General features: G+C 69.5%; 18 protein-coding genes. 10 read left to right on the forward strand and 8 right to left on the reverse strand.

The annotated features are described in order from the left end of the window. Positions 1–82: 82 nt before the first annotated feature. From KME78_RS46030 to KME78_RS46040, 3 genes are all read right to left on the reverse strand, one after another. On the reverse strand, positions 83–271 hold the full coding sequence (locus KME78_RS46030; protein WP_308127384.1) for a YbdD/YjiX family protein: 189 nt from the start codon (positions 269–271) through the stop codon (positions 83–85). Beyond that, positions 268–2,424, reverse strand: a complete 2,157-nt coding sequence (locus tag KME78_RS46035; protein WP_219536282.1) for a carbon starvation CstA family protein — start codon at positions 2,422–2,424, stop codon at positions 268–270. The genes KME78_RS46030 and KME78_RS46035 overlap by 4 nt, the downstream gene beginning before the upstream one ends. Positions 2,425–2,499: 75 nt before the next feature. Continuing rightward, on the reverse strand, positions 2,500–2,745 hold the full coding sequence (locus KME78_RS46040; protein ID WP_219536283.1) for a DUF3311 domain-containing protein: 246 nt from the start codon (positions 2,743–2,745) through the stop codon (positions 2,500–2,502). 93 nt (positions 2,746–2,838) lie between these two features. Here KME78_RS46040 and KME78_RS46045 point away from each other — a divergent pair, with 93 nt between their 5' ends. From KME78_RS46045 to KME78_RS46055, 3 genes are read left to right on the forward strand one after another with little or no spacing between them, the layout of a single operon-like run. After that, positions 2,839–4,383, forward strand: a complete 1,545-nt coding sequence (locus KME78_RS46045; protein ID WP_246653386.1) for a sodium:solute symporter family protein — start codon at positions 2,839–2,841, stop codon at positions 4,381–4,383. Next, complete coding sequence (locus KME78_RS46050; protein ID WP_372455089.1) at positions 4,380–4,943, forward strand: SigE family RNA polymerase sigma factor; 564 nt, start codon at positions 4,380–4,382, stop codon at positions 4,941–4,943. The genes KME78_RS46045 and KME78_RS46050 overlap by 4 nt, the downstream gene beginning before the upstream one ends. Next, positions 4,940–5,218, forward strand: a complete 279-nt coding sequence (locus KME78_RS46055; protein WP_219536284.1) for a hypothetical protein — start codon at positions 4,940–4,942, stop codon at positions 5,216–5,218. The genes KME78_RS46050 and KME78_RS46055 overlap by 4 nt, the downstream gene beginning before the upstream one ends. A 239-nt stretch (positions 5,219–5,457) precedes the next feature. Here KME78_RS46055 and KME78_RS46060 read toward each other — a convergent pair whose 3' ends face one another. Together KME78_RS46060 and KME78_RS46065 are read right to left on the reverse strand one after the other, a co-directional pair. Further along, a complete protein-coding gene (locus KME78_RS46060; protein ID WP_219536285.1) occupies positions 5,458–6,096 on the reverse strand; it encodes a class I SAM-dependent methyltransferase in 639 nt (212 codons plus the stop codon). A 562-nt stretch (positions 6,097–6,658) separates the two neighbouring features. Then, positions 6,659–7,993, reverse strand: a complete 1,335-nt coding sequence (locus tag KME78_RS46065) for an RNA-guided endonuclease InsQ/TnpB family protein (protein ID WP_246653387.1) — start codon at positions 7,991–7,993, stop codon at positions 6,659–6,661. A gap of 66 nt (positions 7,994–8,059) precedes the next feature. On the opposite strand from KME78_RS46065, the gene tnpA reads away from it, so the two are divergent. Continuing rightward, entirely contained in the window at positions 8,060–8,476 is a 417-nt protein-coding gene (gene tnpA, locus KME78_RS46070; protein WP_219536286.1) for an IS200/IS605 family transposase, read from the forward strand. Positions 8,477–8,754: 278 nt separating this feature from the next. On the opposite strand, the gene KME78_RS46075 is transcribed toward tnpA, so the two are convergent. Beyond that, positions 8,755–9,891 (reverse strand): ROK family protein, encoded by a 1,137-nt coding sequence (locus tag KME78_RS46075; RefSeq protein ID WP_246653388.1) that lies wholly within the window; start codon positions 9,889–9,891, stop codon positions 8,755–8,757. Positions 9,892–9,997: 106 nt separating this feature from the next. Here KME78_RS46075 and KME78_RS46080 point away from each other — a divergent pair, with 106 nt between their 5' ends. The 4 genes from KME78_RS46080 to KME78_RS46095 are packed head-to-tail and all read left to right on the forward strand — an operon-like array spanning position 9,998 to position 13,332. Next, positions 9,998–10,915 (forward strand): glutamate ABC transporter substrate-binding protein, encoded by a 918-nt coding sequence (locus tag KME78_RS46080; RefSeq protein ID WP_246653389.1) that lies wholly within the window; start codon positions 9,998–10,000, stop codon positions 10,913–10,915. Then, positions 10,915–11,559 carry an amino acid ABC transporter permease gene (locus KME78_RS46085; protein WP_219536288.1) on the forward strand — a complete coding sequence of 215 codons (645 nt, stop codon included), beginning with the start codon at positions 10,915–10,917 and terminating at the stop codon, positions 11,557–11,559. The genes KME78_RS46080 and KME78_RS46085 overlap by 1 nt, the downstream gene beginning before the upstream one ends. Then, positions 11,556–12,383, forward strand: a complete 828-nt coding sequence (locus KME78_RS46090; protein WP_219536289.1) for an amino acid ABC transporter permease — start codon at positions 11,556–11,558, stop codon at positions 12,381–12,383. The genes KME78_RS46085 and KME78_RS46090 overlap by 4 nt, the downstream gene beginning before the upstream one ends. Next, positions 12,376–13,332 carry an asparaginase gene (locus tag KME78_RS46095; protein ID WP_219536290.1) on the forward strand — a complete coding sequence of 319 codons (957 nt, stop codon included), beginning with the start codon at positions 12,376–12,378 and terminating at the stop codon, positions 13,330–13,332. The genes KME78_RS46090 and KME78_RS46095 overlap by 8 nt, the downstream gene beginning before the upstream one ends. Here the strand turns inward: KME78_RS46095 and KME78_RS46100 are convergent. Next, entirely contained in the window at positions 13,307–14,770 is a 1,464-nt protein-coding gene (locus KME78_RS46100; RefSeq protein ID WP_308127385.1) for an LCP family protein, read from the reverse strand. The two genes, KME78_RS46095 and KME78_RS46100, sit on opposite strands and share 26 nt — an antisense overlap. A 120-nt stretch (positions 14,771–14,890) precedes the next feature. On the opposite strand from KME78_RS46100, the gene KME78_RS46105 reads away from it, so the two are divergent. Beyond that, positions 14,891–15,751, forward strand: coding sequence for a crotonase/enoyl-CoA hydratase family protein (locus tag KME78_RS46105; RefSeq protein WP_219536291.1), 861 nt, complete (start codon positions 14,891–14,893; stop codon positions 15,749–15,751). Between the two features lies 1 nt (position 15,752). After that, positions 15,753–16,688: an alpha/beta hydrolase gene (locus KME78_RS46110; RefSeq protein WP_246653390.1), complete on the forward strand. Its 936-nt coding sequence runs from the start codon at positions 15,753–15,755 to the stop codon at positions 16,686–16,688. On the opposite strand, the gene KME78_RS46115 is transcribed toward KME78_RS46110, so the two are convergent. Beyond that, the gene (locus KME78_RS46115) at positions 16,661–18,034 is read right to left on the reverse strand and encodes an alpha/beta hydrolase family protein (RefSeq protein ID WP_246653391.1); all 1,374 of its coding nucleotides are present in this window, start codon (positions 18,032–18,034) and stop codon (positions 16,661–16,663) included. The genes KME78_RS46110 and KME78_RS46115 overlap by 28 nt on opposite strands. Positions 18,035–18,130: the final 96 nt, after the last annotated feature.

An 18,130-nucleotide genomic window follows, 5' to 3' on the forward strand; every position in this document is an offset into this window, starting at 1 on the left:
TGCGGTCGCGTTCGGCGCTGAAGTGGGGGTTGGTCAGCGAGCCTGGGGTGATCATGCCGGAACATGATCGCCCCAGTTCTCCTCAGCAACAGCGGGCGCCGGGGTTCTCGTCGAGGCGGGAGGTGCGCTGCCGCTCGTACTCGCGTCTCGATAGGGCGGGCGAGCCCGGGTGGGTACGGTGGTGACGTTCGGCGTAGCGGTCGTAACGGCTCTCGCCGGTGAGTTCCCGCAGGTACCACCGGGCGAGACGAAGCAGGCGGGTCAGTGTCACGACCGGTCCGGCCTCCCCTCGATGCCGGCGCCCACCAACTCCTGCCCCTCGGAGGAGAACAGGCCGTCGGGAACCACCAGCCGCGACTCCACGTACGGCGCCTCCGTTGTCGGGAGCGGCTCGCGGGAGCGTACGGCCCGCAGGCACACCAGTGCGGCGTTGCCGATGACCAGGATCACCAGCATCGCGAACAGGGCGGCGAGCACCCCGTCCACCGTGGAGTTGACGACGACGGCGCGCATGCCGTCCAGGTCCTTGGCGGGCGCGAGAACCTTGCCCTGCTCGATGGCGTCGGCGAAGCGGGCCCGCTGCGCGAAGAAGCCCATCTTCGGGTCGGCGGAGAAGATCTTCTGCCAGCTCGCGGTCAGCGTGACCGCCGCGTCCCAGGCGAGCGGCAGGCCGGTGACCCAGGCCCACTTCAGCCGCCCGCTCTTGATCAGCACGGTGGTGGCAACGGTGAGCGCGATGGCGGCGAGCAACTGGTTGGCGATGCCGAACAGCGGGAAGAGCTGGTTGATGCCGCCCAGCGGGTCGTTCACCCCGGCCCACAGGAAGTAGCCCCACGCGAGCACGACCACCGCGCTCGCCCCCCACAGGCCCGGCTTCCAGCCCACGCGGCCGAGTGGCTTCCAGAGGTTGCCCAGCGTGTCCTGCAGCATGAACCGGCCGACGCGGGTGCCGGCGTCCACGGTGGTCAGGATGAACAGCGCCTCGAACATGATCGCGAAGTGGTACCAGAACGCCTTCATCGCGTCACCGCCGAGGACCGTGGAGAAGATCTCCGACATACCGACCGCCAGCGTCGGGGCCCCTCCAGTACGGGCCACCAGGGTCTGCTCCTGCACTGCGGCGGCGGCGGCCTGGAGCTCCTGCGGCGAGATGGTGAAGCCCAGGTGGGCCACGGCCGCCGACGCGCTCTCGACGGACGTGCCGAGCAGACCGGCCGGGGAGTTCAGGGCGAAGTACAGGCCCGGGTCGAGGATGCAGGCGGCGACCAGTGCCATGACGGCCACGAACGACTCCATGAGCATGGCCCCGTACCCGATGAGCCGCACCTGCGACTCCTTCTGGATCATCTTCGGCGTGGTCCCTGAGGCGATGAGCGCGTGGAAGCCGGACAGCGCGCCGCAGGCGATCGTGATGAACACGAACGGGAACAGGTGCCCCGCGAAGACCGGCCCCGTCCCGGTGACGGCGAACTTCGTGATCGCCTCGGTCCGCAGCACCGGCGCCGCGATCAGCACGCCCACCGCGAGCAGGCCGATCGTGCCGAGCTTCATGAACGTCGACAGGTAGTCGCGCGGCGCGAGCAGCATCCATACCGGCAGCACCGAGGCGAAGAACCCGTACACCACCATGCAGATGACCAGCGTCTGCGGGCTGAGCGTGAACATCTCGGCCAGCGGCGAGCTCTGCACCCAGCCGCCCGCGACGATGGCGAGCAGCAGCAGCGCCACGCCGATCACGCTGGTCTCGACCACCCGGCCGGGCCGCAGCACCCGCATGTACAGGCCCATGAAGACGGCGATCGGGATGGTCATCGCGATCGAGAAGGTGCCCCATGGCGACTTGGCCAGCGCGTTGACCACGACCATGGCCAGCACCGCGAGCAGGATGATCATGATGGAGAACACCGCGATCAGCGCCGCGGTGCCGCCGACCCGGCCGATCTCGTCCCGGGCCATCTGCCCGAGGCTGCGCCCGTCGCGGCGCATCGACAGGAACAGCACCACCATGTCCTGGACCGCGCCGGCGAAGATGACCCCGACGATGATCCACATGGTGCCGGGCAGGTAGCCCATCTGGGCTGCCAGCACCGGCCCGACCAGCGGCCCGGCCCCGGCGATGGCCGCGAAGTGATGGCCGAGCAGCACCCGCCGGTCGGTGGGCTGGAAGTCCACCCCGTCGTCCAGCCGTTCGGCGGGTGTCGCGCGCCTGTCGTCCACCTTCAGCACGCGCCGGGCGATGAAGCGGGCGTAGAAGCGGTAGGCGATCGCGTACGAGCCGAGTGCGGCCGCGATAAGCCAGATGGCGGAGATGTCCTCGCCGCGTGACAGGGCGACCACGCCCCACGCGACCGCACCGGCGACGGCGACGCCGGTCCAGACGAGGATGGATCTGAGATTGGGCTTGGCTCTGGTGACACCCGTCACGTTGTCCTCCGGGGTTTCGGGCGTGCGGCATCGCGCGGCGGCCCTCGGGCCTTCCGCGTATGGACATGGCAGGGGTTATCGGCGGCGCGTGCCGCCACGGAGCAGGAGATAGGCGACGATCATCAGCGTGATGCTGACCGGGATCCAGGCGAACTGGTACCAGTAGAAGAACGGCATGCCGGCCAGGACCGGTCCTTGCCGTGCGTATGACGGCACCCAGAGGAGCGCCACGAACGGCGCGACCAGGCACAGGCCCGCCGCGATGCGCGCCGGCAGCGCCGGTGCGGACCGTCGCGGCGTGCTGGTCGGGTCACTCGTCATGGATCCTCCAGGACGTCTCGTACGTTTCCTGCTTGTTGCTGGAACCCATGTTTTGGTTTACGCGAAATTTCGCCTAAGTTGCGAGTCAACCAAATGGCACCTGTGCGCAACTTCCAGGTGACCTTCTATGCCATGGCGGTGGCTATGACGAACAACCCGGCGATGATCGCGGTGTTCCTTGCCGTGCTCGCGGGGACCTCCCTGGTCGCGTTGACCGCCCGGTGGTTCCGGCGGGTGGACGACCTTCCGACGCTGGAGGACTGGGCGCTGGCCGGGCGGCGGTTCGGCGCGGTCGTGACCTGGTTCCTGCTCGGCGGCACCATCTACACCGCCTACACCTTCGCCGCGGTGCCCGGACTGGTCTACGGGGTGGGGGCGCTCGGGTTCTTCGCGCTGCCGTACACGGTGATCGTCTATCCGCTGGCGTTCGTGCTGCTGCCCCGGCTGTGGCGGGCCGCGAAACAGCATGGGTGCGTGACGGTGGCCGACTACGTCAAGGCCCGCTACGGTTCGGCGCCGCTCGCTCTCGTCGTCGCGCTCACCGGCATCCTGGCCACGATGCCGTACATCGCTCTGCAGCTCGTCGGCATCCGCGCCGTGCTGAGCGCGGGCGGCCTCTACCCGCGCGGGTGGGCCGGCGACCTGGCGCTGGTCGCGGTCTTCGCGGTGCTCGCCGCGGCCACCTACCGCTATGGCCTGCGTGCTCCCGCAGTGATCTCCTTGGTGAAGGGGGCGGCCATCTTTGGCGCCGTGATCGGTGTGGTCGCGGTCGTGCTGAGCCGGCTGGGCGGAGCCGGGTGGATCTTCGAGGCTGCCGAGCGCAACCTGACGGGGCGCCCCGGCGCGCCGTCGCTGGTGCTGGAGCCGGAGATGTTCCCGGCGTTCGCGTCGCTCGCGCTGGGGTCGGCGCTGGCGCTGCTGATGTACCCGCACGTGCTCACCGCCGCTTTCGCCGCGGCCAGCGCGCAAGCCCTGCGGAAGGTGACGATCGCGCTTCCCGTATGGACGGCGGTGCTCGGGCTGTTCGGCCTGCTGGGGATCATCGCGCTGGCCGCCGGGGTGCAGGCGCCGCCGGGCAACGCCGAGGCCGCGCTGCCGCTGCTCATCCAGCGGCTCATGCCTGCCGCGCTCACCGGTGCGCTGTTCGGCGCCCTCGCCGTGGGCGCCCTGGTGCCGGCGGCGGTCATGTCGATCGCGGCGGCCACAGCGTTCGTCCGCAACGTCTACGTGGAGTACTTCAACCCCTTCGCCACGCCCAAGTACCAGACACGGGTCGCGCAGTGGGTCTCGCTGACCACGAAGGTCGGTGCCGTCGCGTTCGTGCTGGGGCTGCGCAACCAGGACGCCATCAACCTGCAACTGCTCGGCGGAGTGTGGATCCTGCAGACCTTCCCGTCCGTGGCGCTGGGGCTGTTCACCCGCTGGTCGCACGGGTGGGCGCTGCTCGGCGGCTGGCTGGCGGGCATGGTCGCCGGCACGCTGATGATCGTGTGGGACGGGTTCTCGGCGGTGATCACCCTGGGGGTACCGGCGTACGCCGGCGTCGTCGCGCTGGCCGTCAATGTCGTCGTAACGCTGGTGCTCACTCCTTTCGCCCGCTCCCTTCCGTCCCGTCCCCTGCCCGTGAGGCCGGTATGAACCCAGAGCCATCCGCCATCCATGTGGCCGACCCGACGGCGGTCCCGCCGACCGGTATGCGGGCCCTCGGTGCCCTGGACCGGGACGCGGCGCTGGCCGAACTGTTCGCCGGGCACTACACGCCGATGCTCCGCCTGGCGGTGCTCCTCGGCGCCGACGATGCCGAGGACGTGGTCGCGGAGGCGTTCTGGCAGCTCTACCGACGCTGGAACAAGCTGCGCGACGCCGATGCGGCGCTGGCCTACCTGCGCGGCGTCGTGGTCAACCTGATCCGGATGCGCGTGCGCCACCTGCAGGTCGCGCGCAAGCACACCGGCTCGGTGGACGACGACGCGGTCTCCGCCGAGAGCGAGGCGCTGCTCCGCGACGATCAGCGGGAGGTCGTCGCCGCGCTCAAACGGCTGCCCGCCAGGCAACGAGAGGCGCTGGTCTTGCGATACTGGCTCGGCCTGCGGGAGAGCGAGATCGCCACGGCGATGGGCATCTCCTGCGGTGCGGTCAAGTCACACACGGCCCGCGGGATGGCGGCACTGACGCGGGCGATGGAGGGACGGTCATGACAGGGGGTTCGGTCGGTGAGGAGCGGCTGCGCGAGACGCTGAATGTGCTGGCCTCCCAGGTGCAGCCGCAGCCCGACGCCTACCGGCAGGCCCGGGCGGACTGGAAACGGCGCGAGCGGCGGCGTCGGCTGGTGCTGGCCACGCTGGTGACCATCGTGTTCGCGCTGGCCAACATCATCGGGCTGTGGGCGCTGAACCAGGCGCCGGACCACCCTCAGGTGATCTTCAATGGCCCGGTCCAGACACAGGAGCACGCCCCGGCCGTCCGGCCCTGAGGCGCATCCGTTGGCTCAGCAGCGGCGGGTCCAGCGCTTTCGTGCCCAGACATTGCGGCATTTGCTGGACGGCGTACTGAGATAACCGTCCTCGGTCCTGGTGCAGACGCCATTCACCGTTTCCGTACACTCGTTGGTGGCGACGCACTCGTTATTGATGGTCGTGGTGCAATGCTCCTCTTCGCTCTCCTCTTCCTCGCGGCGAATCTCTTCATGTTTCCCGTGATGGTCGCCTAACCTCAACGGCGTACGGCGATCACGCTGAGCCACGTGCGATAGGTGGTGTGCAGCCCGTGCCCGACGACCTCGAAGCCGGTCCTGGCAAGCAGATTCAGCAGCGCCCGCGGGTCGCGGTGCACGAACCAGCGGCGAACCTCGGTCGCGTACGGCACGGACTCCCAGCCCTCGCCGTCGCCCGCCGAGGTGCTCAGGCCCAGCGCTCCACCCGGACGTAGGGTTTGCGACCAGGTGCGGAGCGTGTCCTCCGTGTCCTGCGGGGGCACGTGCAGGAGGGCCGCGGACGACCACAAGCCGGTCAGCGAGCCGGGCGCGAGCGGTGGCCGGCGCAGGTCGCCGAGAAGAACGGGCACGCCGCGGGCTGCGGCCAGGCGGGCCATCCCGGGCGAGAGATCCACCCCGACCACCCGGTGCCCCAGCCCGGCGAGCCAGGCGGCGTCGCGGCCGGGCCCGCAGCCCAGGTCGGCCACCGTGCCGCTGGAGGAGATCGTGTCGGCGAAACGCTGCCTGTGCTGGACGAACACGTCGTCAGGCCGCTTGGTGCGGGCATCGAACACAGAGGCGATGCGGTCGTAACCGGCGGTGGTGACCGCGATCGGGTCGCTCGGGCTCCCGGCGGTGGGGAAGATCGGCTCGCTCATGCCGCTGAGACTGCCATGTTCAGGCGCGGGACGGGCGTGGGTACGATCGCCGCCGGCCAATGAGGGAGCCCGGTGGAGACCGGGCTGGGAGGACGGCTGAGCACGTCAAAGACCCCATCTTGATCAGAGATACGGCCTCGGCCACCTGCCTACCGTAAGCGCGCTGCCATCGGTGTCTCTCGGCACCATCCCCCTCGGTGCCGACTGCTCTAGCGTCTGACCAACGGAGGCGTTCTTCATGTTCGATGACGCCGATGTCACCGTCGAACTCATCTCAGGCCATCTGACGATCACTCAGCCGTACGAGATCGGCATGTACGGCGAAGTGTTTACAACCTGGCAGGGCTTGCGGTGTACGGCAAAGCAGCTCGCGTTCTTATCCGGTCCGTCCTGGCCGCTCTGGACGCGTGACCCGCACCTGTCGTGTCCTCGGAAACAGGATCGATTGATCGAGCGCGGCTCGGCGGCTGCCACCAGGACAACGGCTTCCGTGCCTGGCGTCCGCATCAGCACGGTCTTTGACATGCTCTCCGCCCTGAAGGGGATGGGGATTCCCGTGCCGCTATGCGGCAGCTCGTGCCGGTTGCGCGGCTCGTGCTGTGGAACGGGGTGCTTGACGTTTCTCGGACCCGGGTGGGTCTCCACGCCCTGAGACGACCAGCCCGGCCGCCTGTCCTTTGGTTTTGATGTTCTGCGCCGCGACGATGTCGGCGTGCTCGGTGTGCCCGCAAGACGTGCAGGAGAAGATCGCTTGGCTCTTGCGGCTCTTCTCGTCCACCTTCCCGCACGCAGGTTCCGGGCACGTCTGAGACGTGTACGCGGGGTTGATCTTATGGATGACGCTGCCGGTGTAGCGCGCCTTGGAGCGCAGGGCGACTTCCAGGCCGTTCCAGCCCTTGTCGAGAATCGCCTTGTTGAGCCCGGATTTCGCGGCCGTGCCGTTGCGCAGGAACCGGCCCGGCCGGTCGGGGTCGGGCTTGGGCTTGACGGCCGCGCTCATGCCCTTGGTGTTCAGGTCTTCGATGACCACGTGCCCGTACCTGCGGGTGAGTCGGTGCGCGGCTTGGGCGTTGAAGTCAGCGCGCCGCCACCGCACTCGCCGCATGATCTCACTCATCGCGGCCATGACCGTCTTGCGCCGCTTGGATCCCTTCTTCGTGCGGGCGAGTTGGCGTTGCAGCCGTAGATACCGTTCCGCTTCGCCGGGCGTGAGATACCCGAGGTCGTCCTTGCGGTCCTGTTTCGTCTCCCCTGGCAGTTGCCTGGAAGAGACACCGCCGGTTCCGGCGTGGCGGCGGTCGAAGAACTCCTCATCCGACGTCACGGCGGCCGTGACCACCCCCCGGTCCACGCCCACCCATTGAGGGCACGCGTGGCGCTCCCGCTCGGCGATCCCGTCGTCGAGCAGGAAGCTGATGAACCAGTGCTTGCCGTCCCGGGACACGGTCGCGGACTTGACGCTCCCCCCGAGCGGGCGCGACATCCGAAACCGCGCCCACCCGAACTTGGGCAGGAACACCCGCCCCCACTTGCGGCCGATCTGCTCGACGGGCAGGTGTTTGGCGGTGGGGAACCGAAACGAGGGCCGCCATTTCGTCTTCGACTTCCAACGGACCTTCCAGGTGCCGTGCTTGCGGCACGCCTGGTCCAGGTCCTTCAGCGTCTGCTGGATCACTTGGGCGGGGGCGTCGGCGAGCCAGTCGCAGTACGGGTCCTTCTTGGCGTCGGTGAGTTGCTTGCACTGCTGCTCATAGTTGATCCACTGCCCGCGCCGCCGGTACTCCCGCCGTTGTTCCAGACCGGTGTTCCACACCGCCCGGCAGATCCCGCCCAGCCTTTCGGCGAACGCCCGCTGCCCGAAGTCGAACTCCAGGCGGTACTTCCGGCCCGCCAACATGCGCAACACCCCCTGCCCCACGGGGCGCTCGCATCTCACCGACTCGAACACATTATCATCTGGTCTATGAGCCAGGAAGTGGAATATCGACGAGGCAGGCACGTGGTTACCGCGATGCACGTCCATCTGGTCTTTGTCACCAAATATCGCACAAACGTGTTCAACGACGCGATGCTGCGCCGCTGCGAAGACATCATGATCGAGGTGTGCGACAGCTTCGAGGCCGAACTCCGCGCGTTCAACGGCGAACACGACCACGTCCACCTGCTCATCCACTACCCGCCCAAGGTCGCGATCAGCAAACTCGTCAACTCGCTGAAGGGCGTCTCCTCGCACTACCTCCGCAAGGAGTTCACCAGCCCGGCCAACCCCGCCATCACGCACGACCCCTTCTGGTCACCCAGTTACCTCGCCGCCTCCTGCGGCGAAGCGCCACTATCGATCATCAAGGCGTACATCGATCAACAGCGCCGCCCCACCTGAGGTTCCGGCTCCACGCTCCGGAATGCCCCGCCAACGGCAGGCCACCCCCCAAAGAGGGACTGCATTCATTCCCGGCCTGAGCTGAAGGCCGAGGCCTTCTACGGACCTTCGGTAACAAGTCCTCGGCCTGTGGGCTGTCGTCAGTGAGCAGGTACGCGGTGCGCATCAGCGCGGGCTGGCGCAGGCGTACGAACTCGCGGAAGCCCTCATATGGGTCCATGAAACTCCCTTCACCCGGTATCAAACGTGGGTGAAGCCGTTCTCGTTGGAACCCCCGCCTAAGCCAGCGCCGCCTCCAGCAGAAGCGCTCCGGCGCCCAGGAGGGCGGCGTCCCGGCCGGCGCGGGCCGGGGCGATCTCCAGGTCGCGGGTCGCCAGGGGCAGGCAGCGTTCGTACACGGCAGCCCTGATGGCGGTGATCAGCGGCTCCGCGGCCGACAGGCTGCCGCCCACCGCGATCACGTCCGGGTTGAAGAAGTTGACCAATACCGTGAGGACCTCGCCGATCCGCCGGCCCGCGCCCCGTACCAGGCTGGTGGCCTCGGGGATCGCGTCGTTCACCAGGCCCACGATGTCCGCCGGTCGCGCCACCTTGATCCCGGAGTCCGCCAGGGCCGACATGAGGGCGGCACCGCTGGCGTACGCCTCCAGGCAGTCGGGGTGGCCGCAGGCGCACAGGACGGAGGAGTCCGAACGGACCCGCACGTGGCTGATGTCGCCCGCCGCGCCCCGGCCCCGGTGCAGGTGGCCGTTGACGATCACGCCGCAGCCGATGCCGGTCCCGGCCTTGAGCACCATGAGGTTGTCGCAGCCGGGCCAGTGCCTGGCCTCGCCGGCGGCCATCAGGTTGGCGTCGTTCTCGACGAGGATCGGCAGGTCGTAGCGGAGCCCCAGGTGCTCGGCGACGGGGAAGTTGTTCCAGCCCGGCATGCGCGACGGCGTGACCACCCGGCGCGTCGCCGGGTCCACCGGGCCGGGGATGCCGGTGCCCACCCCGCGTAACGGCACGTCATCGGCCACATGTACGGCCAGCAACTCGTCGAAGGCGTCCGACAGGAGGTCGAGCGTGGCCTCCGGGCCCCGGGCGATCTCGCAGGGGCGTTCCTCGATCACGAGCGGGGTGCCGCTGAGGTCGAGCAGCCCGAGCCGGGCATGGTGCGCGCCGAGGTCGGCGACCGCCAGCACCCCCGCCGACGGCGACAGGCGCAGCCGCCTGGGCCGCCGCCCGCCCCGCGACGTGCCCGAGCCCTCCTCGCCGAGCAGGCCCAGCGCGATCAGCTCCTCGACCCGGAGCGACACGCTGGAGGCGGCCAGGCCCGATAAGCGGGCGAGGTCGGCCCGGGATTCGGCCTGGCCGGTGGCCACGAGCCGCAGCAGGTCCCCCTGTGCCCCGCTCACGGGCAGCCGCTGATCCATGTGAGAGGAATACCATGTCCAGACTTCCTGCGACAACGTATTGACTTAGTACGAAATCTCCCACTACGTTCCGCTTCATCTTCGATTTCGAAGGAAGTGGATGCTCATGAAGAGACTGGTCGCTGCCGTCGCCGTTTCCCTGTTAGGCCTGGCGGCCTGCGGCGAGACGAGCAGCCCCGCCGTACCCGGAGCCGTACCCGAACAGGCCAAGGCGCAGGACGACGTGCTCGCGCAGGCACCTGTCGCGGCCGCCGCGGACATCCTGCCCGGCTCCACCATGGAGAAGATCAAGCAGCGCGGCGAGCTGATCGTCGGCGGCTCGCTGGACGCGCCGCTGCTCTCCCAGCAGAACCCGGCCACCGGCCAGGTCGAGGGCTTCGACGCCGATCTGGGCAAGGCGCTGGCGAAGTACATCATCGGCCAGCCCAAAGTGAAGATCGTCAACTCCGCCTCGGAGACCCGCGAGGCGCTGCTCGCCAACGGCACCGTGGACGTCGTCTTCCAGACGTACACGATCACGCCGGAACGGGCGAAGCAGGTCGCGTTCGCCGGGCCCTACTACACCTCCGGTCTGACGATCGCGGTGAAGAAGGGCGCGACGGGCATCGCCAAGCCCGAGGACCTGAACGGCAAGAAGGTCCTCGCGGGTGCGAACACGCCGGCCATCCCGGCGATCAAGAAGTTCGCGCCGCAGGCCGAGATCATCACGTTCGGCAGCGACCCGGAATGCCTTCAGGCGCTCAAGCAGGACCGCGGCGTCGCCTACGTCCAGGACGAGACGCTGCTGATCGCCGACGCCAAGAAGGACCCGTCGATCCAGATCGTCACCAAGCCCTTCACCGTCGACCCGTACGGCATCGGGCTCAAGCACGGTGACGACCAGTTCAAGACCTTCACCAATGCCTGGCTGAAGAAGATGCAGGACGCCGGGGCCTGGCAGAAGATCTGGAAGAACTCCATCGGCACCGTCGTCGTGGGTGATGCTCCGCAGCCGCCCCAGATCGGTTCCGTGCCGGGGTCCTGATGTCCGTCCTCCTCGACCACCTGCCCGAGCTGTGGCAGGGACTGCTCGTGACGTTCCAGCTCACCGCCGCGTCGTTCCTCGGCGCGGCGGTGCTGGGCGTCCTGGTCACCGCCCTGCGGGTGAGCCCGGTACGGGTGCTGCGCGCCCTCGGCACCGCCTACGTGGAGACCTTCCAGAACCTGCCGCTGCTGGTCCTGCTCGTCCTGGCGTTCTTCGGCCTGCCGGAGATCGGTATCCAGGCCGATCTGCGGGTGACGGCCATCGCGGTGATCGCCGTGTACGAGGCCGCCTACATCGGCGAGGCGCTGCGGTCCGGCGTGAACTCGGTGGCCAAGGGGCAGGGCGAGGCGGCCCGCGCGATCGGGCTGACGTTCGCCCAGTCGCTGCGGCACGTCATCCTGCCGCAGGCGCTGCGTACGGTGGTGCAGCCGATCGGCAACATCTTCATCGCGCTCACCATGAACACCGCGCTCGCGGCGGCCGTCGGTGTCGTCGACCTGACCGCGGCGGCGAACCGGGTGAACCTCCTCGAAGCCCAGCCCATCCCGATCTTCGTCGGCGCGGGCGCGGCGTACGCGCTGATCGCCGCCTGCGCCGGCTTCGTGACCGGGCGGCTCGAACGACGACTGGTGATCCTGCGATGAGTACCGCCCTGTTCGACGAGCCGGGCCCCCGGGCGCGGCGGCGCATCCGGATCGCGACCGTCGTCGGCACCCTCGCCGCCCTGGCGCTGCTCGCGCTGGCCGTCCGGCAGTTCGCCGCCAACGGACAGCTGGACGCCGCGCGCTGGCAGCCGTACGCCACCTGGCCCATGTGGCGATATCTCCTGACAGGGCTGCGGTCCACCGCGCTGGCCGCGGTCGTCTCGGCCGCGCTGGCGATGGCGCTCGGGCTGGTGCTGGCCCTGGGCCGGCTGTCGCGCCACCGGTTCCTGCGCGTCCCCGCCGCTGTCTACGTCGAGGTGGTCAGGACCATCCCGGCCCTGCTGCTGGTGTACGTGGTGCTGTTCGCGCTGCCGAAGTACGGGCTGGACCTGCCGCTGTTCTGGAAGCTCGTGGTGCCGCTGTCGGTGTCGAACGCGGCGGCGTTCGCCGAGATCTTCCGCGCCGGGATCCGCTCCATCGAGCGCGGCCAGGGCGAGGCGGGCCTGGCGATCGGCCTCACCCACGGGCAGGCCATGCGCCTGATCGTGCTGCCGCAGGCCGCCCGCCGGGTGTTGCCCTCGATCGTCAGCCAGTCGGTGGGGCTGCTCAAGGACACGGCACTCGGATATGTCGTCAGCTACGCCGAGCTGCTCTACAGCGGCAAGGTCCTGGCCGCGTACAACGGGTACCTCATCCAGACCTACCTCGTCGTCGCGCTGGTCTACCTGGTGGTCAACGCGTCGCTGTCCAAACTGGCCCGTACGCTGGAGGCCCGCCGGCGCGCGGCCCCCGGCATCCCCCGAAGGAGTTTCACCCGTGCCTGAACTCGCCCTCCTCGCCGAGGTCGTGCGCTCCGGGTTCGTCGAGAGCGTCCACTACGGCAGCGCCGTCGGCCTCGACCCGTCGGGCCGGCCCGAGGTCGCGCTCGGCCGGGTGGACGCGCCGGTGCTGCCCCGCTCGTCGGGCAAGCCGTTCCAGGCGCTCGCCTGCCTGGTCGCGGGCGCCGCCCTGAGCGGACCGAGCCTGGCGATCGCCGCGGGCAGCCACACGGGGGAGGACTTCCACGTACGGCTGGTCGGCGAGCTGCTGGCCGACTACGGCCTGGACTTCGGGGCGCTCGGCTGCCCGGCGAGCTGGCCGGAGGACGAGGCCACCCTGCACGCGCTGATCAGGCAGGGCCAGGGCGTCTCCCGCGAGCGGATGAACTGCTCGGGCAAGCACGCCGCGATGCTGGCCGCCGCCGTGGCCAACGAGTGGGACGTGGACTCCTACCTGGCCGCCGAGCACCCGGTGCAGCGCAAGGTGCGCTCGATCACCGAGGACCTGGCGGGGGAGAAGGTCGCCCACGTGGCCGTGGACGGCTGCGGGGCGCCGGTGTTCGGGCTCTCGCTGACCGGCCTGGCGCGCGCCGTGCAGGCGCTCGTGCTCGCCGCGCCGGGCAGCGCGCCCCGCCAGGTCGCCGACGCGATGCGCGAGCACCCCGAGTACGTCGGCGGGACCGGCCACCAGAACACCGAGCTCATGCGCGCCCTGCCCGGCTCCCTGGCCAAGGGCGGCGCGGAAGGGGTGCTGGTCGTGGCGACGGACTCCGGGCACTCGGTCGCGGTCAAGGTCATCGACGGCAGTCCGCGCGCCACCACGGTCATCGCTCTGTCCGTGCTCCGCGAGATGGGCTGCGAGGTGTCCTCGGCCGCCGCGTTCGAGAGCGTGGCCGTGCTCGGCGGTGGCGCGCCGGTCGGCCGGATCGTCACGCCGAGCCGCAACCCTCGGTAAGGGTCTTGGTGGGGTCGCTCTCTTTCGGCTTCTTGGGAGCCTTCGATGGGGACTTCGACGGCGACGGCGATGAAGAGGGCGCCGCGGAGGCCGTGGCCGCCACGGGACGGCTGGCCGCGGAGTCGCGGATGGCCTTGTCGGTGATGGTGCGGATCTTCTCCCAGTCGGGGTAGGCGGTGCTGATCAGCGGCGGTACGAACTGGATGCTCGTCACCTTGGCGTTCTTGACCGTCAGCGCCAGCGGCACCAGGTGCTTGAGCATCGGCCGCGGGATGTCGGTCTTGATCAGCTCCTTGGTGGCGAACGCGATCTTGTTGAACCGGGTCAGCACCGTCGCCGGATCGGCCTGGTCGAGCAGCGCCCCGATCACGCAGCGCTGACGGCGCATCCGGGTGAAGTCATCGCTGAAGGTGCGCGAGCGGGCGTACCACATCGCGTCGGCGCCCTTGAGCTTGCGCGTGCCCGCCTTGACCAGGCCCTCGTTGTACTTGCCGAACACCACGTCCTGCTCGACCGTGATCCGGACCCCGCCGATCGCGTCGATCAGCCGGGCGAACCCCCACATGTTGACCAGCGCGTACCAGTCGACCTTGAGCCCGAGCGTGTAGCCGATCGTGTCCATCAGCACCCGGGGGCCCTGGTGCTGCTTGCCGCCGAAGATCTCCGGATGCGCGTCGGCGTACTCCCAGACGCTGTTGAGCAGGTCGCTGCGGCCACCGCCCGGATCGGGCGGCAGCCGGAAGCCGTTCGGGAAGTGCTGGGCCATCGGCGTGCCCGGCCGGAACCGGACGTTCTCCAGGTTGCGCGGCAGGCTGACCAGCACGGTGTTGCCGGTCTTCACGTCGATGGTGGCCAGGTTCATGCTGTCGGTGCGCACGCCGATCCGGTTGTCGTCGGCGTCGCCGCCGAGCAGCAGGATGTTCACCCTGGTGCGGCCCGCCCACGGGTCCTCGGGGCGGACCTTCTCCCCGGCCTGCGGGTCGGGGCCGCCGTCGTCGCTGCCGTCGTTCACGAAGATGTCATTGAGAGCTTGCCGATACGTCCAGACGAAGTTCGCGCCCACCCCGAACGGCAGCACGACCACGACGGCGAGCAGTCCCGCGAAGGTGCCCGCCAGAATCTGCCCGCTCTGCGGCAGGCTGCCAGGCCGCAGCACGATGAACGAGTGGACGATCAGGGCGAACCATGCCACCCCGAGCACGACGGCGCCGGCGGCCACTCCCGTCAGCCAGCTGTTCTGCTGCAACTCGCCCAGCAGGTTGTCGGTGCTCAGCCGGACGGCGAGCAACGCGAGCAGGCCGGCCGCGTAACAGCCGAGGAGTGTCAGCCCCGTCTTACGCCATCCGGCGCGCAGATGCGCCGCTCCCGGTGCGATCACGGCGAGCGCCAGCCAGCCGAGAACCGCCCACGCCCGCACCGGTTTCATTGCCTGCCTCACGCCATCCCCGTTTCCCCGCGAACTTCACCGTAGGCCGAGTCGAGGCGGCAGCCTATGGACAGAATACGAAATATGTCTCGAGGGGAGAGTGAACATTAGTCGCCGAATAAGATTCGGCACATGTCCTTCTCCCAGATCGAGTACGGCGTGACGGACCGGATCGCCACGATCACATTGAAGCGTCCCGAACGGCTCAACGCGTTCACCTTTACGATGCGCGGAGAGTTGGTAAAGGCTTTTGACCTCGCGGATGACGATGACGAGGTACGCGCCGTCGTGGTCACCGGCGCGGGCCGGGCCTTCTGCGCCGGGGCCGATCTGAGCGGCGGCGGCGACACCTTCAGTCACCGGGAGCCCAGCGAGTTGGTGGATGGTTCACCGCGTGATGGTGGTGGCACGGTCGCGCTGCGCATCGCCCGGTCGCTCAAGCCGGTCATCGGCGCCATCAACGGCCCCGCCGTGGGCGTGGGCGTCACGATGACGCTGCCGATGGACATCAGGCTCGCCGCCGACACCGCCAAGTTCGGCTTCGTCTTCGCCCGCAGGGGGATCGTCACCGAGGCCGCGTCGAGCTGGTTCCTGCCCAGGCTCGTCGGCATCGCGCAGGCCATGGAGTGGGCCGCCACCGGCCGGGTGTTCCCCGCCTCCGAGGCGCTGGCGGGAGGTCTGGTGTCCCGCGTGCTGCCCGCCGAAGAACTGCTGCCCGCCGCCTACGCGCTCGGCCGGGAGATCGCCGGCAACACCTCCGCCGTGTCGGTCGCCGCGATCCGCCGGCTGATGTGGTCGGGGCTGTCGGCGGCGTCGCCGTGGGAGGCGCACGCCGCCGACTCCCGGCTGATGGCCGAGCTCGGGTCCGCGCCCGACACCGTGGAGGGCGTGACGGCGTTCCTGGAGAAACGGCCGGCCGAGTTCCCGATGAAGATCAGCGAGGACCTGCCGGACGGTGTGCCGACTTGGCCGGTAAATCCTTATGGTGGCTAACATGTACGACACCACCGTTCTGACCATGCCGCCCGACTTCGAAGGCGACGTCGTGGCGACGCTGATCTCCAGACGAGCCGGTTCCCGCAGGGCGGTGCTCTACCTCCACGGCTTCACCGACTACTTCTTCCAGGACCACCTCGCCGACCACTACGTCGGCCGCGGCGTCGACTTCTTCGCCCTCGACCTGCGCAAGTACGGCAGATCGCTGCTGCCGCACCAGACCAGGGGCCTGGTCAGGAGCGTCACCGAGTACTTCCCCGAGATCGACGAGGCCGTCCGCGTCATCAGGCAGGACCACGACGAGCTGACGATCAACGCGCACTCGACCGGCGGCCTGGTCGCCTCCCTGTGGGCCGACCGCGTCCGCGGCCGGGGCCTGGTGCAGGGGCTCGTGCTCAACAGCCCGTTCTTCGACCTGAACGTGCCCGCGCCGCTCCGTCTGGCCGCCGACCTGCTCAGGACGCCGCTGTCGTACTCCAGCCGGGCGCTGCCGCTGGGCGTCAGCGTCGCGTACGGCCAGAGCCTGCACCGCACCGAACAGGGCGAATGGGACTACGACCTGGAGCTCAAGCCACTCGGCGGCTTCTCCGTGCACGCCACCTGGCTGGCCGCCATCCGCAGGGCGCAGCGGCGGCTGCACGCCGGGCTGGCCGTGGACGTGCCGGTGCTCGTGCTCGCCTCGGCCACGGGGCTACGGATCCGCGACTTCGTCCCCGAAGCCCGCTCGGCGGACACCGTACTCGATCCCCGCCACATCGCCCGCTGGGCCACCTCCGTCGGCCCGCACGTCACCTGCGTCCGCATCCCCGACGGGATGCACGACCTGGTGCTGTCGGCCGAGCCGGTGCGCAAGCAGGTCTTCGCCGAGATCGACCGGTGGCTGACCGCGTTCGTCTACCAGGATCATCACCAGGGGAAGGCGAACAACCCGTAATAGGCCGCGGCCACCAGCAGCAGCCCCGTGCCGCCGAGGACGCCCGCGATCGCCACGTGCTGCCAGCGGCTCGGCCGCATGCCCTCACGCAGCCCCGCCACGACCGCCGCGACCGCCGTGACCTCCTGCACCAGCATGAGTACGGCCAGCAGGCGCACCACCAGCCAGCCGGCCAGCACGGCGGGCCAGGCCCCCGCCTGGTTCACCGAGAACAGCACCAGCACCGTGATGAACGCCACCACCGAGGCCAGCAGCCCCAGCCCGGTCCACGCCATCCGGCGCAGCCGGCGCCTGATCGGCGGCCAGAGCCGGGCGTTCGTGTCGGCCGGAGTCTGCCGGCGGCCGCGCAGGCGCACGACCATCGCGGCGACCGGACCGGCCACGTAGCCGACGGCGGCCAGGCAGATCGTCAGCCCCAGCATAGTGCCGCCCGCGTACCACGGAGCGGCCGGGATGTCGCTGGCCTCGAAGCGCTGCACCGGCGTCGCGCCCGCCACGTGCACGGCGGGCCGCGCCGTGCCGGGCAGGCCGAGGATCCAGTTCGCCAGCGTCTCCAGGTAGCCGTGCGCGAACGGGCCGCCGTTGATCCGCATGGCGTGGTCGGCCTTGTCCATGAAGCGGACCGTGTACTGGTCGTTGCCCGCCACCTTGAGCGAGGTGATCAGGGACTGGCTGGACTCCACGAACGGGATGGACGGGTCCATCGTCCCGTAGAACGCCAGCACCGGCTGCCTGATCTGGCGCAGCGCCGGCCTCGCGTCATAGCGCAGGAAGTCGAAGCCCACCCCGCCCATCGCCCTGGTCAGCAGGTCGCGTACGCCGATCGGCGCGTGCAGGCGCTGCAACTGCTCGTTCAGCGCCCAGGCCACCTGCCGCAGCGGGGACACGTTCGGCGACGACACCAGCACCGTGAACCCCACGTCGAGGCTCTTGGCCGCCGCGATGGGCACCACCCAGCCGCCCTCGCTGACCCCCCACAGCCCGGTGCGCAGGGGGTCCACGTCCGGACGCGTACGCAGGTACTCCACCATGCGCAGCGCGTCGTCCGCGAGCAGCCCGAAGTCCCGGTCGCGGAAGTTGTAGCCGACCGTCCGCTTGTCGAACGCCAGCGTCACCACGCCCGCCTTGGCCAGGAACTCCGCCTGCGGCGTGAACTCGGTCCGCGAGCCGTTGCCCGACCCCGACACGAACACCATCGCCGGATGCCGTCCCGGCGTCGTCGGCGCGCGGACCGTTCCGAACAGCGTCTGACCCTCGGCCGGGACCGAGATCTCCTGACGCCGTATGGGATCGACCGCGGCCACGGGCCGCAGCTCGATCGCGGGCTGCGGCGGAAGTGCCTGCATCGTATGATCCGCCTGGAGCGGCGGAGGGTTGAACGCGGGTGGCAGAACGTAGCCGACCGACGCAAGGGCCACCAGGACCAAACCGGCGGCGACGCT

The sequence above is a fragment of the Nonomuraea guangzhouensis genome, assembly GCF_019396345.1.
GTDB classification, from domain to species: Bacteria; Actinomycetota; Actinomycetes; order Streptosporangiales; family Streptosporangiaceae; genus Nonomuraea; species Nonomuraea guangzhouensis.

Coding starts and splice junctions, on each gene's coding strand:
- KME78_RS46040 (WP_219536283.1), bottom strand. CDS start 2,745: ATGACGAGTGACCCGACCAGCACGCCGCGACGGTCCGCACCGGCGCTG.
- KME78_RS46045 (WP_246653386.1), top strand. CDS start 2,839: ATGGCACCTGTGCGCAACTTCCAGGTGACCTTCTATGCCATGGCGGTG.
- KME78_RS46050 (WP_372455089.1), top strand. CDS start 4,380: ATGAACCCAGAGCCATCCGCCATCCATGTGGCCGACCCGACGGCGGTC.
- KME78_RS46055 (WP_219536284.1), top strand. CDS start 4,940: ATGACAGGGGGTTCGGTCGGTGAGGAGCGGCTGCGCGAGACGCTGAAT.
- KME78_RS46060 (WP_219536285.1), bottom strand. CDS start 6,096: ATGAGCGAGCCGATCTTCCCCACCGCCGGGAGCCCGAGCGACCCGATC.
- KME78_RS46065 (WP_246653387.1), bottom strand. CDS start 7,993: ATGTTGGCGGGCCGGAAGTACCGCCTGGAGTTCGACTTCGGGCAGCGG.
- tnpA (WP_219536286.1), top strand. CDS start 8,060: ATGAGCCAGGAAGTGGAATATCGACGAGGCAGGCACGTGGTTACCGCG.
- KME78_RS46075 (WP_246653388.1), bottom strand. CDS start 9,891: ATGGATCAGCGGCTGCCCGTGAGCGGGGCACAGGGGGACCTGCTGCGG.
- KME78_RS46080 (WP_246653389.1), top strand. CDS start 9,998: ATGAAGAGACTGGTCGCTGCCGTCGCCGTTTCCCTGTTAGGCCTGGCG.
- KME78_RS46085 (WP_219536288.1), top strand. CDS start 10,915: ATGTCCGTCCTCCTCGACCACCTGCCCGAGCTGTGGCAGGGACTGCTC.
- KME78_RS46090 (WP_219536289.1), top strand. CDS start 11,556: ATGAGTACCGCCCTGTTCGACGAGCCGGGCCCCCGGGCGCGGCGGCGC.
- KME78_RS46105 (WP_219536291.1), top strand. CDS start 14,891: ATGTCCTTCTCCCAGATCGAGTACGGCGTGACGGACCGGATCGCCACG.
- KME78_RS46110 (WP_246653390.1), top strand. CDS start 15,753: ATGTACGACACCACCGTTCTGACCATGCCGCCCGACTTCGAAGGCGAC.
- KME78_RS46115 (WP_246653391.1), bottom strand. CDS start 18,034: ATGCAGGCACTTCCGCCGCAGCCCGCGATCGAGCTGCGGCCCGTGGCC.